The organism is Pseudomonas sp. TE3911, assembly GCF_054062775.1.
The window spans coordinates 1,477,476-1,495,534 of record NZ_JBSSFP010000001.1 but is presented as its reverse complement, the minus strand read 5'-3'; the positions used below and the strand labels follow the sequence as shown (position 1 = coordinate 1,495,534).

Genomic DNA, 18,059 nt, shown 5'->3' with positions numbered 1-18,059 from the left:
TTTTTTTCAGCCGCGGATCAGTTGCCTGTCGACAATTTCATGTTCGCCAGCGCGCTCAGGTCCAAATGCCCGCCTATAACCGGCGGGCACCAGTAGTAACCACCGGTCAACGGCGTGCTGATGCGGTACAACCCGTCGACAATCCCGTCTTCCAACCCGCTCATCCGCCGCAGTTGTGCTTCGAAAGCATCGAACGAGTGGCCGAACGCGAGGAACATCAACCCCGCCTGACCGTTCTCGGCCCATGGCATCGAGCGGCGTACCACGAAGGCTTCCGGGGTAAAGCTTTCCTGGGCGGTGCGTTTGGTGTGGGCGGATTCGGGGGCGTCGTCCAGCTCTTCGTTGTCGCCATGGCGGCGGCCGATGATGTGGTCGCGCTCCTGGGCGGGCAAGGCGGCGAAGCCGTCGAGATCGTGCTGCCATTGCTGGATCGCAGCGAAGCTGGCGCCGCTGTCGGTCAGCGCGGCGTCAACGGCGGCGTCGTCGTGGGGGTTTTCGGTGCCGTCTTCATAGTCGGTGAGGTCAAACCCGGTCTTGTAGCGAAAGCCTTCGGTTGACTGCACCAGGCCAAACGCCGGGGCCAGGGCCTTTTCATAGGCACGGCTGCGCAACAGCAGTTCACCGCGATCCACACCGTGCAGCCACACCCACAGTGCCTGCTGGGTGGACGGATTATTCGCACCCGGGCCGCTGACAGCCGGGAATGGGCGCAGACCATCGATGTGCGTGCCCAGTGCATTTACCAGCGGTTCACCAAAACCGACCACTGCCGCCGAATCCACCAGTTGCACCAGCGCGTCCAACGCGGCCGGTACGGCTTCAAGGGTTTGCACGGCAAAAAACAGATGGCGTGCCTGCAAAGGCACCGGTGCGGCAAGAATGCCCGGCTGGTAGTGACTCATGTGAACTCCTTCAAGAAAGGCGCGCAGTTTACCCGCCGTACGTCATCGTGCGTAGGAGAAAGCGCGCAAGCCTTGCCATAGAGCCCTTTGTTGGGTGACTCTCTAGTCATGTTTTGAAACTATTCCAGGGGTAGCGACATGACCACCAGCAACCTGCTCGCCCAGCTATTTCCAACGTCCGTGGCCGATATTCCCGAGCAATTCCGGCTTGAAGCGCCCATTGAACAGCGTGATTACCTGGTCGATGGCCAGTTGCAGGTGTGGAACGGCCCGCTGGCCCAGGTGCAGAGCCCGGTGCAGTTGGGCGACAGCCGTGTGGTGATCGGCAGCACGCCGCTGCTGGACGCCGACACCGCCCTCACCGCCCTCAATGCCGCCGTGCGCGCCTACGACCGGGGCCAGGGCGAATGGCCAACCATGCGTGTGGCGGACCGTATCCAGCATGTCGAAGCGTTTTTGCGCCGTATGCGCGAACAGCGCGATGCCGTGGTCACGCTGCTGATGTGGGAAATCGGCAAGAACCTCAAGGACTCGCAAAAAGAGTTCGACCGCACCTGCGACTACATCACCGATACCATCAATGCCCTCAAGGAACTGGACCGTCGCAGCAGCCGCTTTGAACTGGAACAGGACACCCTCGGGCAAATCCGCCGCGTACCGCTGGGTGTAGCGCTGTGCATGGGCCCCTACAACTACCCGCTCAATGAGACCTTCACCACGCTGATCCCGGCGTTGATCATGGGCAACACCGTGGTGTTCAAACCGGCCAAGCTCGGCGTGCTGCTGATCCGCCCGCTGCTGGAAGCGTTCCGCGACAGCTTCCCGGCCGGAGTGATCAACGTGATCTACGGCAGTGGCCGTGAAACCGTCAGCGCGCTGATGGCCAGCGGCAAGATCGATATCTTTGCGTTTATCGGCACCAACAAGGCCGCCAGCGACCTTAAAAAACTGCACCCCAAGCCGCACCGCTTGCGTGCTGCACTGGGCCTGGACGCGAAAAACCCCGGCATCGTGTTGCCCGAGGTGGACCTGGACAATGCCGTCAGCGAGGCCGTCACCGGTTCGTTGTCGTTCAACGGCCAGCGCTGCACCGCGTTGAAAATCCTGTTTGTGCATGAGGATGTGGTCGACAGCTTTATCGAGAAATTCAACGCCAAGCTGGCGACACTCAAGCCCGGCATGCCATGGGAAGACGGCGTGTCGCTGACGCCGCTGCCGGAAGTGGGCAAGGTGGATTACCTCAATGATCTGGTGGCCGATGCTCAACAACACGGTGCCCAGGTGGTGAATGCCAACGGTGGCACCAGCCGTGGTTCGTTTTTCTACCCGGCCGTGCTGTACCCGGTGAACCCGCAGATGCGCGTGTACCACGAAGAACAGTTTGGCCCGGTGGTGCCGATCGTGCCTTACCGCGATCTGGAGACGGTGATCGAGTACGTACTCGACTCGGACTTCGGGCAGCAATTGAGCATCTTCGGCACCAACGCCGTGGCAGTCGGGCGTCTGGTGGACACCTTTGCCAATCAGGTTGGCCGGATCAATATCAACGCCCAATGCCAACGCGGGCCGGACACGTTCCCATTCAACGGGCGCAAGAACTCGGCCGAAGGCACGTTGTCGGTACATGACGCCTTGCGGGTGTTCTCGATCCGCACCTTGGTAGCCACCAAGTTCCAGGAGAGCAACAAGGCGCTGGTCAGCGACATCTTGCGCAACCGCGATTCGAGCTTCCTGACCACCGATTATATTTTCTAGAGGAACGCGAGCAGTTGATTAACCTGCATTTGCCTATGTTTGCCCGGCGCCTGCTGCGCCCGTTGCTCGACCCGTACCGTCGCTATCGCCATGCCAAGCTGATCCACGCCGTGCGCGTGTCCATTGGCTTGCTGGCGACGATCCTGCTGACCACCGGCATCAACCTGCCCCACGGTGAGTGGGCGTCGGTGACCATGCTGATCGTGATCGGCGGTTTGCAGCACCACGGCAATATCGGCAAGAAAGCCGTGGAGCGCGCCTACGGTACTTTGATCGGCGCCAGCGTCGGCTTGTTGCTGGTGGTGCAACAGGCCTACTTCGGTCTGCCGCTGTTGACCTATTTGCTGATGTCGGTGGTGTGCGGGTTCTTTTCCTATCACGCCATCGGCAAGGGCGGATACATCGCCCTGCTGTCGGCGATCACGGTGTTTATCGTCGCCGGCCACGGCGACAATCCGATCTCGGATGGTTTGTGGCGCACGGTCGATATCCTGATTGGCATCGTGCTGGCCCTGGCGTTTTCCTTCGCCCTACCGCTGTATGCCGTGTACTCGTGGCGCTACAACCTGGCCAGTGCTTTGCGCGACTGTGCGGCGATTTACAGCAGGATCATCAACGGCCAATCGGTCACTGATGATGAACACCTCAAATTATTGAACCGTTTGAACGCCGCCATGGTGCAACTGCGCTCGCTGATGCCGTCGGTGTCCAAGGAAGTGCGCATCTCCATGACCGAACTGGACGCGATCCAGCGGCATCTGCGCATGTGCATCAGCACCCTGGAAATTCTCGGCAACACGCGGCCGGACCCGCGAGATGAACAGGCCACTGCGCGCATGCAGATGCTGTTGAAGGCCGAGCACCGGCAGATTCGTGTGCAGTTGGTGGGGATGGCGCGGGCGCTGAAGTCGGGGGTGACAGAGCGGTTGGAGCGGCCAAGCCATGCCGGCGTGAGCGAGCCGGCGCTGGATACGCCGGTCTACAGCGCGTTGGACGGTTATCGGTTGCTGACGGTGCAATTGGCGGCGAATGTGGATGGGATGCGCCAGCGGCTGGCTAAGAGCGCCGGGCGCTGGAAGATCTAGAAAGCTGGTCCGTTGACGTGTACCCAGCATCTACACCTTCACACTTTCTCCTACATATTTTTCACGTTTTATTCACATCCCGGGACGTAGGGTGAAGCCTCATCCGTTACAAACGTTGTACATCAAGCCCGCCGCCCCAGCGGGCTTTTTTTTGCCTGGGATTTGACTTAACGCGAGGCCTTGGCAGCGGGCGCGGCCGCTTGCTCACGAATGGCACGCTGGGTATCCAGCACCTTCGCCAACGCGGTTTCCGCTTCCGGGCTTTGCTGCGGCACACGAATCGCCGCCGAGACCAAGGTGATCAATTTGGCCATCACTTCGGCATCCGTCGCCGGGCGGCCCAGGCTCATGGAATTCATCAGCAGGCGCAGTTCGGTGCCGGCCATCACCCCGGAAATCGCCTTGAGGGCAAATTGCAGGCGCACGCCCAGCTCATTGCGCGGCAGATCTGGCAAGGCCAGGGCGAACGCTTCGAAGAAGCGCTGGAACACCGGCTGGTAATGCACCTTGAGGTATTCCTGGATGAACGGTGAGGTGTCGCTGTACACACGACCCAGGAAACGGATGAACGAACGCCCTTCCCCACTCGCACTGGCCGGATCGCTGCGCTCCAGGCCCATGGCCGGGGCGAACAGCACGCCTAGAAGGGTATCGCAATCGAGTGGGCCATCAGACTCGGCTTCGCAGCGCGCCAGCAGTTCCAGGCGCTGCTCGTTGAGCGGTTCCAGGCGCTGCATCAGCAGGGTTTTCATCAGGGAATCCTTGTCCCCGAAGTGGTAGTTCACAGCGGCCAGGTTTACTTGGGCTCGCTCGGTAATCTGCCGTAACAACACTGCGTCATAACCGTACTTAATAAAGAGCGCCTCTGTCGCATCCAGCAATCGAGTCTTGGTAATGTTTGGAGCGCTGAGTTTCTTCGCGACCATAAAGGCTTCCACGGCGGAAATATTGTTTTAAAAAATAATTTGATTTTTTATACCGGGGCGGCCGGTCGAAAGCAAGTGGGGATACACCGCCATACGATTCAAAGCCTTGGCCAGCGGGCATTTTGAGGGTGATCCGGGCAATTTTGGCGGCCCCTCACACCGTCTTATGTAATCGTTTCAAAGGGTAAAACCGCTCTACATCCATGGCTGGCGAAGCGCTGGGAACACGGTTAGTATTCAAACAATATTTTAAAAACAAGAAATAAAACCAGTCCGTGACGCGTACCTGACAACTCCCGAACTTGTTACAAGGATTTACCGGGGGACATGACGGCAGCGTCGAGACTGCAGGCGTAGTCATGATGACAGATACCCCCGCGCACCCAGGCTTGATCTCCCTGCAAGGCATCGGCAAACGCTATCAGTTGGCCGGGCAAGAGCTGTCCATTCTCAATGACGTGTGCCTGTCCATCACCCGCGGTGACAGCTGCGGCATTCTCGGCGCGTCCGGCTCCGGTAAAAGCACCCTACTCAATATTCTTGGCCTGTTGGACTTGCCCAACTGCGGCCAGTACCACTTTGCGGGCCACGATATTTTCAGCGCCACCCCGGATGAACTGGCGGCGATCCGCAACCAGCAGATCGGTTTTGTGTTCCAGAGCTTCAACCTGCTGCCGCGCCTCAGCGCCTTGGACAACGTCGCCTTGCCGCTGAGCTATCGCGGTGTGTCGCGCCACGAATCGGTGGAGCAGGCCCTGCGCATGCTCGAACAAGTGGGTTTGGCCGACCGCGCTCACCATCGCCCCGCCGACCTTTCCGGCGGTCAGCGCCAACGCGTTGCTATCGCCCGCGCGCTGGTGGGCAAACCTTCGGTGATCCTGGCCGACGAACCCACCGGCAACCTCGACAGCAGCACCGCTCAGGACATCATGGACCTGCTGCTGGCGCTGAACCGCGAGCAACAGGTCACGCTGATCATCGTCACCCACGACGCGACTATCGCCGAGCGACTGGAACGCAAGATTCTGGTGCGCAACGGCGTGGTGCACGAGGTCGGTCGCCTATGAGCCTGCGGGTCGAACAGAGCCTCAGCCAATTGCTGCATGAAGCCTTCATCAGCCTGCGCACCCTTGGCAAGCGCTCGGTTCTGGCCCTGCTGGGCATCGTGATTGGCAGTTCGTCGGTGGTAGCACTGATCAATATCGGCCATAACGCGGCAGTGGATGCCGCGATGATTTTCAAGGACATGGGCACCGACACCCTGGTGGTGCAGTTCCCGCCCAAAGGCAACAACAATGTGCCGATGCGTACCCCACTCAACCTGCAAGCGGTGCGCGAGGCCGTGCCAGGCATCGCGCATATCGGCGCACTCAGCCTGTTCAGCGGTCCCATCGTGTTCCATGGCCGCACAGCCAACGCCAACTTCGTCGGCGGCACAGCGGAGATTCCCCAAACGATGCGCCTGGAACTGCGACAAGGGCGTTTTCTGTCGAGCTACGACGCCAACGAAACCTATGGCGTGATTGGCGACCAGGTCGCCCAGGCACTCGGGGCGCCGGGCGATCCCGTGCAACTGGGCGACCGGGTGCGCATCAACGACTACCTGTTCCTGATCGTCGGCATTCTGCACAACCAACCGCGGGCGATGCTGATGCCGGTGCAGGCCAACGAGTCATTGTTCATCCCCGCCGAAGGCATGCGCCGTATCTACGCCACGCCGCAGATCAGCAATGTGATCATCCGCGCCGCGCCCGGCCAGGACATGGAGCACATCGCCCGGGCAGCCGCCGACGCCTTGCAGACCCAGCTCACCGAACACACTGTCGACATTCAGGTGCCCCAGCAAATGATCGACGGCATGACCCGGCAAAGCCGCACCTTCGCCTACCTGCTACTGGCCCTCGGCGCGATTTCCCTGGTGGGCGGTGGCGTGGGGGTGATGAACGTGATGCTGATGAACGTCTCGGAGCGCCGCCGCGAGATCGGCATTCGCATGGCCTTGGGCGCTCGCCAGCGGGATATCCGCAACCTGTTCCTGCTCGAAGCCGTGACCCTCACCGCCGTCGGCGCGCTGTGCGGCGCGGTGCTGGGCATGAGCGCTGCCTGGCTCTACGCCTGGCTGTCGGGCTGGGAGTTCGCGCTGGCGGCTGCCGCCCTGCCCCTCGGCGTGGGCAGTACATTGCTGGTGGGTTTGTTCTTCGGCCTCTACCCGGCAGTTTCGGCCTCGCGATTGCAACCGGTGGAGGCCCTGCGTGATGAGTAAATGGCTCTGGTTGCTCGCGCTAATCAGCCTGCCCGGCGTGGCGGCCGATGTGGTCATCCGTCCCTCGGCCCCCAGCAGCCCCCGCAGCGTGTCGTTGAACGCCCAGGTCACCGCGCTGACCCTTGGCGACGCGGTGTACCTGGGCCTGCGCAACAACCCGGCAATCCGCAGCGCCTACCTGCAACGGGTGGCGCAGAAGTTCGACCTGCGGGTCGCTGAAGACGTGTTCAACCCCAAGCTCACGCTCAACAGCTATTACCGCGCCACCCGCGGTTCCCAGGACAGCGCACGCAACACCAACGTGGCGCCGGCCACCAGTTTGCTCAGTGAGTACGGCACCCGACTGAGCATGGGCTGGACCCAGCAACTGAACAACGCCGACCGCGCCGGCCGTTACCGCAGCGACGGCCTGGACCTGGCGATCATCCAACCGCTGCTGCGCGGTGCCGGCTGGGACGCCACCACCGCGCCGCTGCGCCTGTCGCGCCTGTCGGAACAGGCCAATCGCCTGAACCTCAAGGCCACCGTGGCGCAGACCATCAGCCAGATCATCGCCACCTACCGCGAACTGCTGCGCGCCCAGGAACAACTGCTGATCGTGCAGGAAGCCCTCAAACGCTCCGACACCTTGCTGAACGTGAACAAGGCGCTGATCAGCGCCGGGCGCATGGCCGAGTTCGAAATCGTGCAGACCGAAGCCGATATCGCCACCCAGCAGTTGGGCGTGGAAGAAGCGCAAAACCAACTCGATACCAATCGCATGGCGCTCCTGCGTCTGCTGGCCCTGGACCTGTCCACGCCGATTCGCGCCACCGAAGCCCTGGAGGCCAAGCCCATGCAGATCGACAAGCGCCAGGCTTTCACCCTGGCGCAAACCCAGCAACCGGAGTACCTCGCCGCCCTGCTCGGCAGCCAGCAGGCCGACCTCGACCTGGTGATCGCCAAAGACTCCGGGCGCTGGCAGGTGGATTTGGTGGCCGGCGCGAACCAGATTCGCGACAACTACAATAACGACGCCGGCAGCAGCAATAACCGCACCTGGGACAGCTACGCCGGGGTGCAGGTGCAGATCCCCATCGGTGACATCAGCACACGCCAGGCCGAAGTGCGTGCGCGGGTGAATGTGGAGGATCAGGAAATCCGCATCACCGACGCCCGTCAGGAACTGGAGCGCAGCGTCAACGATGTGGTGCGCGACCTCGGCACCCGTTGGCGCCAATATGAAATCTCCCAGCGTGCGGTGGAGCTGTCACGGCGCAAGATCGAGATCGAGCGGGAAAAGCTCAGTGCCGGACGTTCCACCAACTTCCAGGTGCTGAGTTTCGAGACCGACCTGCGCAACGCCGAAAACGCGCAGCTCAATGCACTGATCGCTTATTTGAACGCCCAGACCCAGCTCGACTTGACTCTGGGCATGACGCTGGAAAGTTGGGAAATCATCCTCAATGACTACTAATCGAAAACGCCTGCTGGGCGCTGTAGTGATCCTGCTGCTGGTCGGAGCGGGGCTGGCGTTGCGCAGTCCTGCTTCCAGTCCCGCCAGTACCGCCGAGCAATGGCTGGCCATAAAACCCGACCCGCTGGTGCACCAGATAGGTCTGGTGGGCAAGATCGAGCCCGACACCACCCTCATCCTCACCGCCCCGTTCGACGGCAACGTGCAGGCCAACCTGGTGGAACAAGGCCAACGGGTCGAGGCCGGTCAGGTGCTGCTGCGCATGGACCCGGCCACCCTCCAAGTGCAACTGCGCGACGCACTTTCCGCCCAGCTCAAGGCCCGGCGTACCGTGCAGGAGATGCAAGACTGGGAGAGCAGCCCGGCAGTCAGCCGTGCCCGCCGCAGCCTGCGCACCACCGAGATGAATGCCGGCAACACCCAGCGCAAACTCACCGAAAGCGACAACCTGTTCAAGCGCGGCATCATCCCGCGCAACGAACTGGACGAACTCAAGCAGCAAGCCCAGCAACAACAGCTGGACCTCGCCTCCGCCCGCAGCGAACTGCAACAGGCGCTCGATCAGGGCAAAGGCGAGTACCGCCAGATTGCCGACATGGAACTGACCAACGCTACGGTGAAATACGAGGCCCTGCGCACGTTGCTCGAAGGCCAGGAGGTCAAGGCGCCGTTTTCCGGCATCGTGGTACCCGCGCCTGGCAATAACACACCCCAAGGCGGCGGCATTACCAACGCACCCATCCAGGTTGGGAGCAAGATCAGCCAAGGCCAGGTGTTGTTCGGGTTGGCGAACATAGAACGGCTGAAAATCGTCGCCAAGGTCTCGGAGTTGGACATCAACCAATTGCATCAGGGCCAAGCGGTGGAGGTCATGGGCGATGGGTTTGATGGCGAGCGGCTGACTGGCTCAGTCAGTGTGGTCAGCGGGTTGGCGATGGCCAGTGACAGCCAGGGCAGTGCGCAGTTTCCGGTGACGCTATCGATCCCCAAGCTGACGCCCCAGCAGTTGCAGCGGGTGCGGTTGGGGATGAGTGCGCGGTTGACCATCATCACCTACAACAATGCGCAGGCGATTGTGATTCCGAGCGAGGCGATCCAGGCAGATATGACGGTGGAGTATCGAGAAGCGATGGATAAGCCGGTGGAGCGAGTGAAAGTGACCACCGGGCAATCGACGGCGCAGGGGGTTGAGGTGTTCGGCCTCAAGCCTGGCTTTGTGAAGACCTCAAGATAAATGGAGATCCCCTGTGGGATGGCGGTGCGACGGTTCGACTTGCTCCCGATGGCAGAGGGTCAGTCAAAGCTGCATAAACTGACACACCGCCATCGGGAGCAAGCCCCCTCCCACATTTGAAATGAGTTCAACTTAAGAACCGGTCGGCTCTCAGGCCGCCACGCTCTTGCTTTTGATCTGAAATCGCCCCGTCAGCCACGATGGCCGGCATTCCGGCCTTTACAAAAGTGACCCGTTGTAAGAGCGGAACCACTAGCCGCCTAGGCTCGGTGTGCACGCACTCAGGCTTGAATCCGTGGGCCACCGCGCTGGGCCATCCATGGCCCAGCGCGGCTAACCCGGCGTCCTGCCGAGTTAGCCACGGATTCAAGCCTGCGTTCGGCCAGCGTGTTTGACGGGGCGCCTAAGATCACAATCAAAAAGCGCAGATCAAAAGACCGCTGAATTCGTCAGCGAAAAGGATGTAAGAGCCAAATCAAAAGCAGATCCAAGACAAGGTGAGGCCTATCTGATCTATGGAGATCAAACTGTGGGAGGGGGCTTGCTCCCGATGGCGGTGTTTCAGTTTATGCAGCTGTGACTGACCCCCTGCCATCGGGAGCAAGCCCCCTCCCACATTTGAAATGAGTTCAACTTAAGAACCGGTCGGCTCTCAGGCCGCCACGCTCTTGCTTTTGATCTGAAATCGCCCCGTCAACCACGATGGCCGGCATTCCGGCCTTTACAAAAGTGACCCGTTGTAAGAGCGGGACCACTAGCCGCCTAGGCTCGGTGTGCCCGCACTCAGGCTTGAATCCGTGGGCCACCGCACTGGGCCATCCATGGCCCAGTGCGTCTAACCCGGCGTCCTGCCGGGTTAGCCACGGATTAAAGCCTGCGTTCGGCCAGCGTGTTTGACGGGGCGCCTAAGATCACAATCAAAAGCGCAGATCAAAAGACCGCTGAATTCGTCTGCGAAAAGGATGTAAGAGCCAAATCAAAAGCAGATCCAAGACAAGGTCAGGCCTATCTGATCTATGGAGATCAAACTGTGGGAGGGGGCTTGCTCCCGATGGCGGTGTGTCAGTCACAGCTGCATAAACTGACACACTGCCATCGGGAGCAAGCCCCCTCCCACATTTGAAATGAGTTCAACTTAAGAACCCGGTCGGCGCTCAGGCCGCCACGCTCTTGCTTTTGATCTGAAATCGCCCCGTCAACCACGATGGCCGGCATTCCGGCCTTTACAAAAGTGACCCACTGTAAGAACGGAACCACTAGCCGCCGTTACCTAAATAACGGATATGCACCCCAAAAAACCGCAGATCTGAAGCAAGCCCTACCCCATTCAGGCCTTCACCAATCTCGAAGCCAGCGCCTTGGCCTGAAGCGCCACATCCGTCACCGCCGTGCTTTCCCACCACATCCCGCGCAATGGCGGGCCCATGGCAAACAGGCGTTCACTGACCTGCCCCTGGGCATCCAGCACTGCGCCGGACACATCCGCCGCAATCCCCAACGCCAACGGTCCAGGCCTGATCAACCCGCGTTTGAGCAACTGCTGCGGCAACGGCCGGGCCACGCGGCGCCAATCGTATTCGATGCCGCTGGAGTTGATCAGCGCTGCCCCCAACACTTGGGTGATCGCCTGTTCGCCTCGATAACGCAAGCGAATGGTTACGCCCTCGCCCGAAGGCTCCAGCCCTTTGAAAGACGCCGCTTGAATCCGCAAGCGCCCTTCCTCATGCAGCCGCGCTACCAACTCTGCGCTCAACGGCGGCGAGCGGTGGTGATGGCTTTCCCACCAGGGCCGCACATGCCGCACGAACTGACGTTTCTCCCGCTCGCTGGCCTGGCTCCACAACCGGCCGATATGAGCACGCACGGTGTCCAGCGGCGACTGCCAATCGATGCCCTGCTCCAGCGCGATCCGGCATTGCCGACGCACTTCGCGCAGCAACTGCCGAGGGCTGCGAAGGCCGTGGTCAGCGGCAAGAAAATCCTCCCAAGCCGGCGGTTGCCGGCGCACATGGGGCAACAAACCGTGGCGTGAGAAAACCTCGATAGGTCCGCGATGCCCGGCCTGTTCCAGGGACACCACCGCGTCGACCATGGTCAGCCCGGAACCGATGATCAGCACCCTAGACTGCGGGTCGAGTTGGGTCATGGCCTGCACATCCCACGGGTCCACCGCCGCGGCGTTCAAGCCGCTGGATTCGGTTTGTGGCGTGCGTGCCGCCGGGAACATGCCGGTGGCCAATACGGCAAACGCACCGCGCAGTTGCTGGCCGTTGTCGAGGGTCAGCAGGGTTGAATCCGCGTCCACTTGCAGGTCGACCACTTGCGCCCTGACATGCTCCACCGTGGAAGCCGACAACACCTTGGCCTCAGCCAACCGTTGCTGCGCATACAGGCCAAAAATCCCGCGGGGCGGGAACAGTTCGCTGATGGGCACGTGCTGCTGGTCCGACTCCGGCCAGCCGCCAGCGCCGATGTAGTCAGTGAGCCATTGAGTCAGGTCATCGGCATTGTCCGGGTCAACACTCATGCGTGCCGCGTTGCCGTTCAGGGTGTGGCCCAACTCCACAGCGCTGTAGGCCTCGCCACGCCCAAGCTCGGCGCGCGGCTCGATCACCAGGATCCGACGCTGACCACCTAGACGCAGCAGTTGCACGGCCAGCATCGTCCCACTCAGGCCGCCGCCGACGATCAGTACATCAGCGTTGCGGATGGATTCACTCATGCAGGTTAGCCCTTACTGTTTACCCAGGTAAATATCATGCAAGTCACCCCGCGCCAACAATTCAGCGGCGCTGCCGCTCAAGGCCACGCGCCCAGTATCCAGCACGTAACCCTGGGACGCATAGGTCAGCGCGACGTTGATGTTCTGCTCGGCGATCAGGAAGCTCACCTGCTGCTCGCGGTTGAGCTGCGCGATGATCTCGAAAATCTCCTGCACGATCATAGGCGCCAAACCCATGGATGGCTCGTCGAGCAGTACCAAAGTAGGACGAGTCATCAACGCACGGCCGATGGCGACCATCTGCTGCTCGCCGCCCGAGGTGAGCCCGGCGCGGGTGTGGCGCTTGGTCTTGAGCCGGGGGAACCAGGCGTAGATGCGCTCCAGGTCGTGCTCCATTTCCTTGCGGCTCAGGCGTCGCACAAAGCCGCCGCTGCGCAGGTTGTCTTCCACCGTCAGTTGGCCGAACACATGGCGCCCCTCCAGCACATGCACCATGCCCTGGCGCACGCGCTGGCTGGGGCCGACATCCGCCAGGTCCTTGCCTGCGTACTCAATCACACCTCGGCTGACCTCGGCGCGCTCGGCCCGCACCAGACCAGAGATGGCCTTGAGGGTGGTGCTCTTGCCGGCACCATTGGCACCAAGCAAAGCGACAATGGCGCCCTTGGGCACGCTCAGCGAGACCCCGGCCACCGCCAGGATCGCGCCGTCGTAGATCACTTCAATGTCATTGACCGTCAGCAGTGACGCGCTTTCGGCTTCAGTGGCAGGCTGGCTCATGGCTTATTCATCCCCCGTGCAGGTGCGTGGCGTGAGGCCTTTTTCCTTGGCGAACGCGGCGGATTTTTCATCGATCAACGGGCGCAGCAGCCCACGGTCGGCAGCGATCCATTCGCTGACCAGCGTCCAGTTGGCGCCGTCCCATTGCTGCACCCGCGCAGAACCGCCGCCTTCATGGTCGCGGCATGACAGCTTGAGGTTCTGCATCAGGCCCAGGTAACCCATGGCCTTGAGGCGTGCGTCGTCGATATTCAGGTGTTCCAGGCCCCAGCGGCCTTCTTCACCATTGAGTGGACGCTTGCCGAACTTGGCCTGACCGGTGCGGATCGCCTCTACGGCCACGGCCGCGTTCACCAAGCCGGAGTTGTAGTACACGCTGCCGAAGTTTTTCAGGTCCTTGAGGTCGCTGTGGCCCTTGTCGAGGATGTATTGCTTGAGGCGTTTGTGGATCTCAAAATCGGCGCCGGCCGGGTATGGCGTCAGCGCCAGGTAGCCCTTGGCGGCAGCGCCAGCGGGCAATACGTCTTCGCTGGAACTGGCCCAGATGTCGCCGATGATATGGTCAACCGGGAAGCCGAAGCGCGCGGCGGTCTTCACCGCCACCGGCGTCGACACGCCCCAGGTGCGCAGGAACACCCAGTCCGGGTTGGCCTGGCGTACCTGACGCCATTGCGCGGACTGTTCATTGCCGGGGTCAGCCACCGGAATCTGGATATTTTCAAAGCCGTATTTCTCGGCCAGCAATTTCAGCGGGCCGAGGGTTTCGCGCCCATAGGCCGAGTCGTGGTAGACCGTGGCGATCTTCTTGCCCTTGAGTTTGTCGAAGCCGCCTTCGCGCTGGGCAATGTAGTTCACCAGGGTCGAGGCTTCGCTGTAGAAGGTCAGCATCACCGGGAAGTTGTAAGGGAACACCGTGCCGTCGGTGGCTTCGGTGCGACCGTACCCGAGGGTGATCAGCGGGATCTTGTCCACCTCGGCCCGCTCGCTCAAGGCATACGCCGCCGGCGCGCCGTTGGGCTGATACACCGCGACCGGCGCGCCATCCAGGCCATTCTTGAAGCGCTCGTAGCACTCGATGCCCTTCTCTGCCGTCCACTCGGTCTCGCATTCCTGCCACACCAGTTTCACGCCATTAATGCCGCCTTCGACCTCGTTGATATAGCGCAGGTAGTCGATCATCCCGGCCCACACCTGCACGCCGCTGGACGCGTAGGCGCCCACCCGGTAAGTCGCCAGGGGGAAGAACTGCTGGTCGGCCGAGGCCATCGCCTGGGGCACGGCAGCGGACAACGCCGCCAACGCAAAGGCCGCACTGACCAGGGATCGTTTTAAGGATGCACGCATGGAAATTCTCTTCTATAGGTCAGAAACGTAGGGGCCACTGACGCAGCCGATCGCGAAGGTTGTGCAACAGGCGAATCAAGCCCTCGGGTTCCTTGATCAGGAACACGATGATCAACACGCCAAAAATGATTTTCTGCAGATTCTGCAACTGCCCCGCGTCCACCGCGCCGCCGAACAGCGCTTGCCCCGCGTGGCTGAGAAAGATCGGCAGCAAGCTGATAAACGCCGCGCCCACGAAGTTGCCGGCGATGCTGCCCATGCCACCGATAATGATGATGAACAGGATCTGGAAGGAGCGATTGATATCGAAGCTGCTGGCGCTGGCCGTGCCCAGGTAGGCAAACGCCCACAGCGCGCCGGCGATGCCGAGGTAAAACGAGCTGACCGCAAACGCCAGGCGCTTGTAGCGCACCACCGGGATGCCGACCACGGCGGCAGCGGTGTCCATGTCGCGGATCGCCATCCAGTTGCGCCCCACTTGGCTGCGCACCAGGTTGACGGCGGTCCAGGTCAACAGCAGCACCGTGACCAGCGTCAGCCAGTAGCGGCCCAGCGGCGTATTAAGGTCATGGCCGAACAGCGCCAGTTTCGGCGCCGAGATAGTCCCGGACGATCCGTAGTTGTAGAACCACGGGAATTTGACGAACAGCCATTCCAGGAAAAACTGCGCGGCCAATGTGGTGACCATCAGGTAGAAGCCTTTGATCCGCGAGCTGGGCAACCCGAACAACAGGCCGACCAAGGCGCTGATAATCCCGCCGCCCAGCAATGCCAGCGGCAATCCCAGCTCCGGCAAGCGCAGCAGAAATCCGTAGGTCGCGAAGGCGCCGACCGCCATGAAGCCGGCCGCGCCCACCGAGGTTTGCCCGGTGTAGCCGGTCAGCAGGTTCAAACCCAACCCGGCCAGCGACAGCACTAGAAACGGGATCAGGATCGCATTGAGCCAATAGTCATTGCCCCACAGCGGCACCACGATAAACGCCAACGCCAGCAGGCCGAGCAGGCCCCAGGGGACACGTCGCGGGACCAGCAACAACGGCGCGGTTTCTTGAGCAACAGGGATCGACATGGTTTCAGACTCGCTCAATAGCGCGCTCGCCGAACAGACCGGCGGGACGGATATACAGGAAGGCCAAGGCCAAGACATAGGCGAACCACGGCGTGATGCCGCCGCCGATCAGCGGGCCGATATACACCTCGGCCAGGTTTTCCGCCGCGCCGACAATCAGCCCGCCGACAATCGCGCCACCAATCGAGGTAAAGCCGCCGATGATCAACACCGGCAATGCCTTGAGCACCACCAGCGACAGCGAAAACTGCACCCCCTGGCGCGCGCCCCACAACAGCCCGGCCACCAGCCCGACAATGCCGGCCACCGCCCAGACGATCTGCCAGATGCGGTTGAGGTTGATGCCGATGGACAGCGCTGCTGTGGTGTCATCCGCCACTGCGCGCAACGACACACCGATGCGGGTCTTGTTGAACAGCAGCGCGAGCACCGTCACCAGCACCACGGCAGCCGCTGCGGCGATCAGGTCGAACTGGCTGAGCATCAGCGGGCCGACAAACAGCGGCACGTCGTCGATGCCCAAGTCCAGGGCGCGCACTTGCGCGCCCATCAAGCCCTGGGCCAGGCCTTCGATAATGAATGACAAGCCGAGGGTGGCCATGAACAGGGTGATCTGAGAGCGGTTCACCAGCGGGCGCAGCACCAGGCGCTCGATGAGCAACGCGCCGACGATCATCACGATCACCGTCAGCAGCAACGCGAGAGCAAACGGCACGCCTTGGTCATGCAGGCTGACAAAGGTCAACGCCGCAAACAGCAGCATCGCGCCCTGAGCAAAATTGAACACACCGCTGGCTTTGTAGATCAGCACGAAGCCGATGGCGACGAGTGAATACATCGTGCCGGCGAGCAGGCCGCCGAGCAGGGTTTCGAAGAAAAAGGTCATCAGTGTACGGCTCCCAGGTAGGCGGCGATCACCTCGGGATTGGCCTGTACTTGCGCCGGCGTGCCGTCGCCGACCTTGCGCCCGTAGTCGAGCACCACCACGTGGTCGGACAGTCCCATCACCACGCCCATGTCGTGTTCGATCAACACCACGGTGGTGCCGAGGTCGCGGTTCACGTCAGCGACGAAGCGCGCCATGTCCTGTTTCTCTTCTGCGTTCATCCCGGCCATGGGTTCGTCGAGCAGCAACAGGCTAGGTCCGGCGATCAGTGCACGGCCCAACTCCACACGTTTTTGCAGGCCGTAGGACAGGTTGCCCACCAGCACATCGCGGTGTGCTTGCAGCTCAAGGAACTCAAGAATGCCTTGGCCCCGCTGGCGAAAGGCCGCGGCCTCGCGGCGCGCGCGTGGCAAGCCGAGGGCCTGCTCGATAAAGCTGCTGCGCATGTGCCGCGACAGGCCGGTGAGAAGGTTGTCGAGCACGCTCATTTTTTTGAACAGCGCGTTGTTCTGGAAGGTGCGGCCAATGCCTCGGCGCGCGGCGCCCAAGGGGTCGATGCGGTGGAAATGTTGCTGTTCGAAGACGATCTCGCCGGCGTCAAAGCGATACACGCCATTGAGCACATTGAGCAACGAACTTTTACCGGCGCCGTTAGGGCCGATCAACGCGCAGATCTCGCCGCGCTGCACGTCAAAAGACAAGGCATTGATGGCCTTGACCCCTTTGAATGACAGCGAGATATCGCGCACCTGAAGAATAGCGTCGCTCATGCGATATCCCGTTTGAGTTCAGCCAGCCACACGGGCTCGGCAGTGGATTTGAGTGGCTGCCAGATAGAGGCCAGGCGCTGGAAACCCAGCAGTTTGCGTACACGGTTCTTCAGTAAACGGCGCAGTCCGCTTTGAGGGTGGGCGATGGCCCAGCCGCACAGGCGTCGGCGCCAGGTGCCGCGGGGTGCAAGGCGGCTTTCGATCTCATCGGCCAGGTGCCGCAAACGCTCCGGCGACAGCAGCAAGCCGGTGGGCGCCACTTCACTGCGATCGCGCTGCGCCGAGGCAAGGCTTTCCGGGAAGGCCAGGCCGTGGCCGCTGCTCAGCCATTGCTCCAGCAGCACCGCCAGACCGCCTTGCCAATGGGTGCCCTCCTCGCTCCACAGTGCGGTTTCGCCGGAGGGTTGCCACCAGCGCTGCAAATGCTGCGCAGGCTCGACCGGGCCGAGCAATTGGGCGAAATCCAACCGCTGGGTGAACGTCCAATCGCGCTGACGACCTTGAGCGTAGGCGTGGCTGGGATGCATACGCCACAGGTGTTGCTCCAGGGCCTGCGGCTCAAGGTCATCGGCCAGCGTCAGCACTTGCGCGCCGACGGAATGGGCCGCCAACGCCAGCAACAGCAGGTTCGGCTCAAAGGCGCCGCTGAGCACCAGGCGAGACTGCTCACTTAAACCTTGCTGGCGCAAACCATCGGCCAGGCGCTCGACGTCGCGCAGGGTGTCAATCCAGCGCCAGGCATACCATTGGCCCTGGCGCTTGTGGCGCAGGGCGATGTGCAACGGCGTGAGTTGTGCCCAGTGTTGCAGGTGTTCCAGGAGGGCCTTGGGTTCGAGCACGCTCATAGGTGTTTGCTCCTAGTGGAGG

The 18,059-nt window shown here is 61.7% G+C and carries 15 protein-coding genes; 6 read left to right on the top strand and 9 right to left on the bottom strand.

Annotated elements, in window-relative coordinates; translation table 11 throughout:
* Positions 1-17: 17 nt before the first annotated feature.
* Positions 18-902, bottom strand: a complete 885-nt coding sequence (locus ACVWXD_RS06885; RefSeq protein WP_095184427.1) for a Dyp-type peroxidase — start codon at positions 900-902, stop codon at positions 18-20.
* 138 nt (positions 903-1,040) lie between these two features.
* Between ACVWXD_RS06885 and ACVWXD_RS06880 the strand changes: the two genes are divergently transcribed.
* Together ACVWXD_RS06880 and ACVWXD_RS06875 are read left to right on the top strand one after the other, a co-directional pair.
* Entirely contained in the window at positions 1,041-2,657 is a 1,617-nt protein-coding gene (locus ACVWXD_RS06880; protein ID WP_457370815.1) for an NADP-dependent glyceraldehyde-3-phosphate dehydrogenase, read from the top strand.
* Positions 2,658-2,680: 23 nt separating this feature from the next.
* The gene (locus tag ACVWXD_RS06875; protein WP_457371579.1) at positions 2,681-3,742 is read left to right on the top strand and encodes an FUSC family protein; all 1,062 of its coding nucleotides are present in this window, start codon (positions 2,681-2,683) and stop codon (positions 3,740-3,742) included.
* A gap of 167 nt (positions 3,743-3,909) precedes the next feature.
* Here ACVWXD_RS06875 and ACVWXD_RS06870 read toward each other — a convergent pair whose 3' ends face one another.
* Entirely contained in the window at positions 3,910-4,668 is a 759-nt protein-coding gene (locus tag ACVWXD_RS06870; RefSeq protein ID WP_032889739.1) for a TetR/AcrR family transcriptional regulator, read from the bottom strand.
* Positions 4,669-5,027: 359 nt separating this feature from the next.
* Here ACVWXD_RS06870 and ACVWXD_RS06865 point away from each other — a divergent pair, with 359 nt between their 5' ends.
* Genes ACVWXD_RS06865 through ACVWXD_RS06850 form a run of 4 tightly spaced genes read left to right on the top strand, consistent with a single transcriptional unit; the run spans position 5,028 to position 9,621 of the window.
* The gene (locus tag ACVWXD_RS06865; protein WP_032889741.1) at positions 5,028-5,735 is read left to right on the top strand and encodes an ABC transporter ATP-binding protein; all 708 of its coding nucleotides are present in this window, start codon (positions 5,028-5,030) and stop codon (positions 5,733-5,735) included.
* Positions 5,732-6,931, top strand: coding sequence for an ABC transporter permease (locus ACVWXD_RS06860; RefSeq protein WP_032889744.1), 1,200 nt, complete (start codon positions 5,732-5,734; stop codon positions 6,929-6,931). The genes ACVWXD_RS06865 and ACVWXD_RS06860 overlap by 4 nt, the downstream gene beginning before the upstream one ends.
* Positions 6,924-8,387, top strand: a complete 1,464-nt coding sequence (locus ACVWXD_RS06855; RefSeq protein WP_457370814.1) for a TolC family protein — start codon at positions 6,924-6,926, stop codon at positions 8,385-8,387. The genes ACVWXD_RS06860 and ACVWXD_RS06855 overlap by 8 nt, the downstream gene beginning before the upstream one ends.
* Positions 8,377-9,621 (top strand): efflux RND transporter periplasmic adaptor subunit, encoded by a 1,245-nt coding sequence (locus ACVWXD_RS06850; RefSeq protein ID WP_095184426.1) that lies wholly within the window; start codon positions 8,377-8,379, stop codon positions 9,619-9,621. The genes ACVWXD_RS06855 and ACVWXD_RS06850 overlap by 11 nt, the downstream gene beginning before the upstream one ends.
* 1,327 nt (positions 9,622-10,948) lie before the next feature.
* On the opposite strand, the gene ACVWXD_RS06845 is transcribed toward ACVWXD_RS06850, so the two are convergent.
* The 7 genes from ACVWXD_RS06845 to ACVWXD_RS06815 are packed head-to-tail and all read right to left on the bottom strand — an operon-like array spanning position 10,949 to position 18,037.
* A complete protein-coding gene (locus ACVWXD_RS06845; protein WP_401381901.1) occupies positions 10,949-12,343 on the bottom strand; it encodes an FAD/NAD(P)-binding protein in 1,395 nt (464 codons plus the stop codon).
* Positions 12,344-12,355: 12 nt separating this feature from the next.
* Entirely contained in the window at positions 12,356-13,123 is a 768-nt protein-coding gene (locus ACVWXD_RS06840; protein WP_457370813.1) for an ABC transporter ATP-binding protein, read from the bottom strand.
* Between the two features lie 3 nt (positions 13,124-13,126).
* Entirely contained in the window at positions 13,127-14,467 is a 1,341-nt protein-coding gene (locus ACVWXD_RS06835; protein ID WP_032889756.1) for an ABC transporter substrate-binding protein, read from the bottom strand.
* A gap of 19 nt (positions 14,468-14,486) precedes the next feature.
* Positions 14,487-15,536: a branched-chain amino acid ABC transporter permease gene (locus tag ACVWXD_RS06830; RefSeq protein ID WP_181639988.1), complete on the bottom strand. Its 1,050-nt coding sequence runs from the start codon at positions 15,534-15,536 to the stop codon at positions 14,487-14,489.
* Between the two features lie 4 nt (positions 15,537-15,540).
* Positions 15,541-16,422: a branched-chain amino acid ABC transporter permease gene (locus ACVWXD_RS06825; protein WP_032889760.1), complete on the bottom strand. Its 882-nt coding sequence runs from the start codon at positions 16,420-16,422 to the stop codon at positions 15,541-15,543.
* Entirely contained in the window at positions 16,422-17,192 is a 771-nt protein-coding gene (locus ACVWXD_RS06820) for an ABC transporter ATP-binding protein (protein ID WP_032889762.1), read from the bottom strand. Before ACVWXD_RS06820 ends, ACVWXD_RS06825 begins: the two co-directional genes overlap by 1 nt.
* On the bottom strand, positions 17,189-18,037 hold the full coding sequence (locus ACVWXD_RS06815; protein ID WP_457370812.1) for an AMP-binding protein: 849 nt from the start codon (positions 18,035-18,037) through the stop codon (positions 17,189-17,191). The genes ACVWXD_RS06820 and ACVWXD_RS06815 overlap by 4 nt, the downstream gene beginning before the upstream one ends.
* Positions 18,038-18,059 lie beyond the last annotated feature (22 nt).

What these genes read in the sequence shown, in the direction of transcription:
- ACVWXD_RS06885 (WP_095184427.1), bottom strand. Translation starts at nt 902, where the DNA reads ATGAGTCACTACCAGCCGGGCATTCTTGCCGCACCGGTGCCTTTGCAG.
- ACVWXD_RS06850 (WP_095184426.1), top strand. Translation starts at nt 8,377, where the DNA reads ATGACTACTAATCGAAAACGCCTGCTGGGCGCTGTAGTGATCCTGCTG.
- ACVWXD_RS06830 (WP_181639988.1), bottom strand. Translation starts at nt 15,536, where the DNA reads ATGTCGATCCCTGTTGCTCAAGAAACCGCGCCGTTGTTGCTGGTCCCG.
- ACVWXD_RS06825 (WP_032889760.1), bottom strand. Translation starts at nt 16,422, where the DNA reads ATGACCTTTTTCTTCGAAACCCTGCTCGGCGGCCTGCTCGCCGGCACG.
- ACVWXD_RS06870 (WP_032889739.1), bottom strand. Translation starts at nt 4,668, where the DNA reads ATGGTCGCGAAGAAACTCAGCGCTCCAAACATTACCAAGACTCGATTG.
- ACVWXD_RS06865 (WP_032889741.1), top strand. Translation starts at nt 5,028, where the DNA reads ATGATGACAGATACCCCCGCGCACCCAGGCTTGATCTCCCTGCAAGGC.
- ACVWXD_RS06815 (WP_457370812.1), bottom strand. Translation starts at nt 18,037, where the DNA reads ATGAGCGTGCTCGAACCCAAGGCCCTCCTGGAACACCTGCAACACTGG.
- ACVWXD_RS06835 (WP_032889756.1), bottom strand. Translation starts at nt 14,467, where the DNA reads ATGCGTGCATCCTTAAAACGATCCCTGGTCAGTGCGGCCTTTGCGTTG.
- ACVWXD_RS06845 (WP_401381901.1), bottom strand. Translation starts at nt 12,343, where the DNA reads ATGAGTGAATCCATCCGCAACGCTGATGTACTGATCGTCGGCGGCGGC.
- ACVWXD_RS06855 (WP_457370814.1), top strand. Translation starts at nt 6,924, where the DNA reads ATGAGTAAATGGCTCTGGTTGCTCGCGCTAATCAGCCTGCCCGGCGTG.
- ACVWXD_RS06860 (WP_032889744.1), top strand. Translation starts at nt 5,732, where the DNA reads ATGAGCCTGCGGGTCGAACAGAGCCTCAGCCAATTGCTGCATGAAGCC.
- ACVWXD_RS06820 (WP_032889762.1), bottom strand. Translation starts at nt 17,192, where the DNA reads ATGAGCGACGCTATTCTTCAGGTGCGCGATATCTCGCTGTCATTCAAA.
- ACVWXD_RS06880 (WP_457370815.1), top strand. Translation starts at nt 1,041, where the DNA reads ATGACCACCAGCAACCTGCTCGCCCAGCTATTTCCAACGTCCGTGGCC.
- ACVWXD_RS06840 (WP_457370813.1), bottom strand. Translation starts at nt 13,123, where the DNA reads ATGAGCCAGCCTGCCACTGAAGCCGAAAGCGCGTCACTGCTGACGGTC.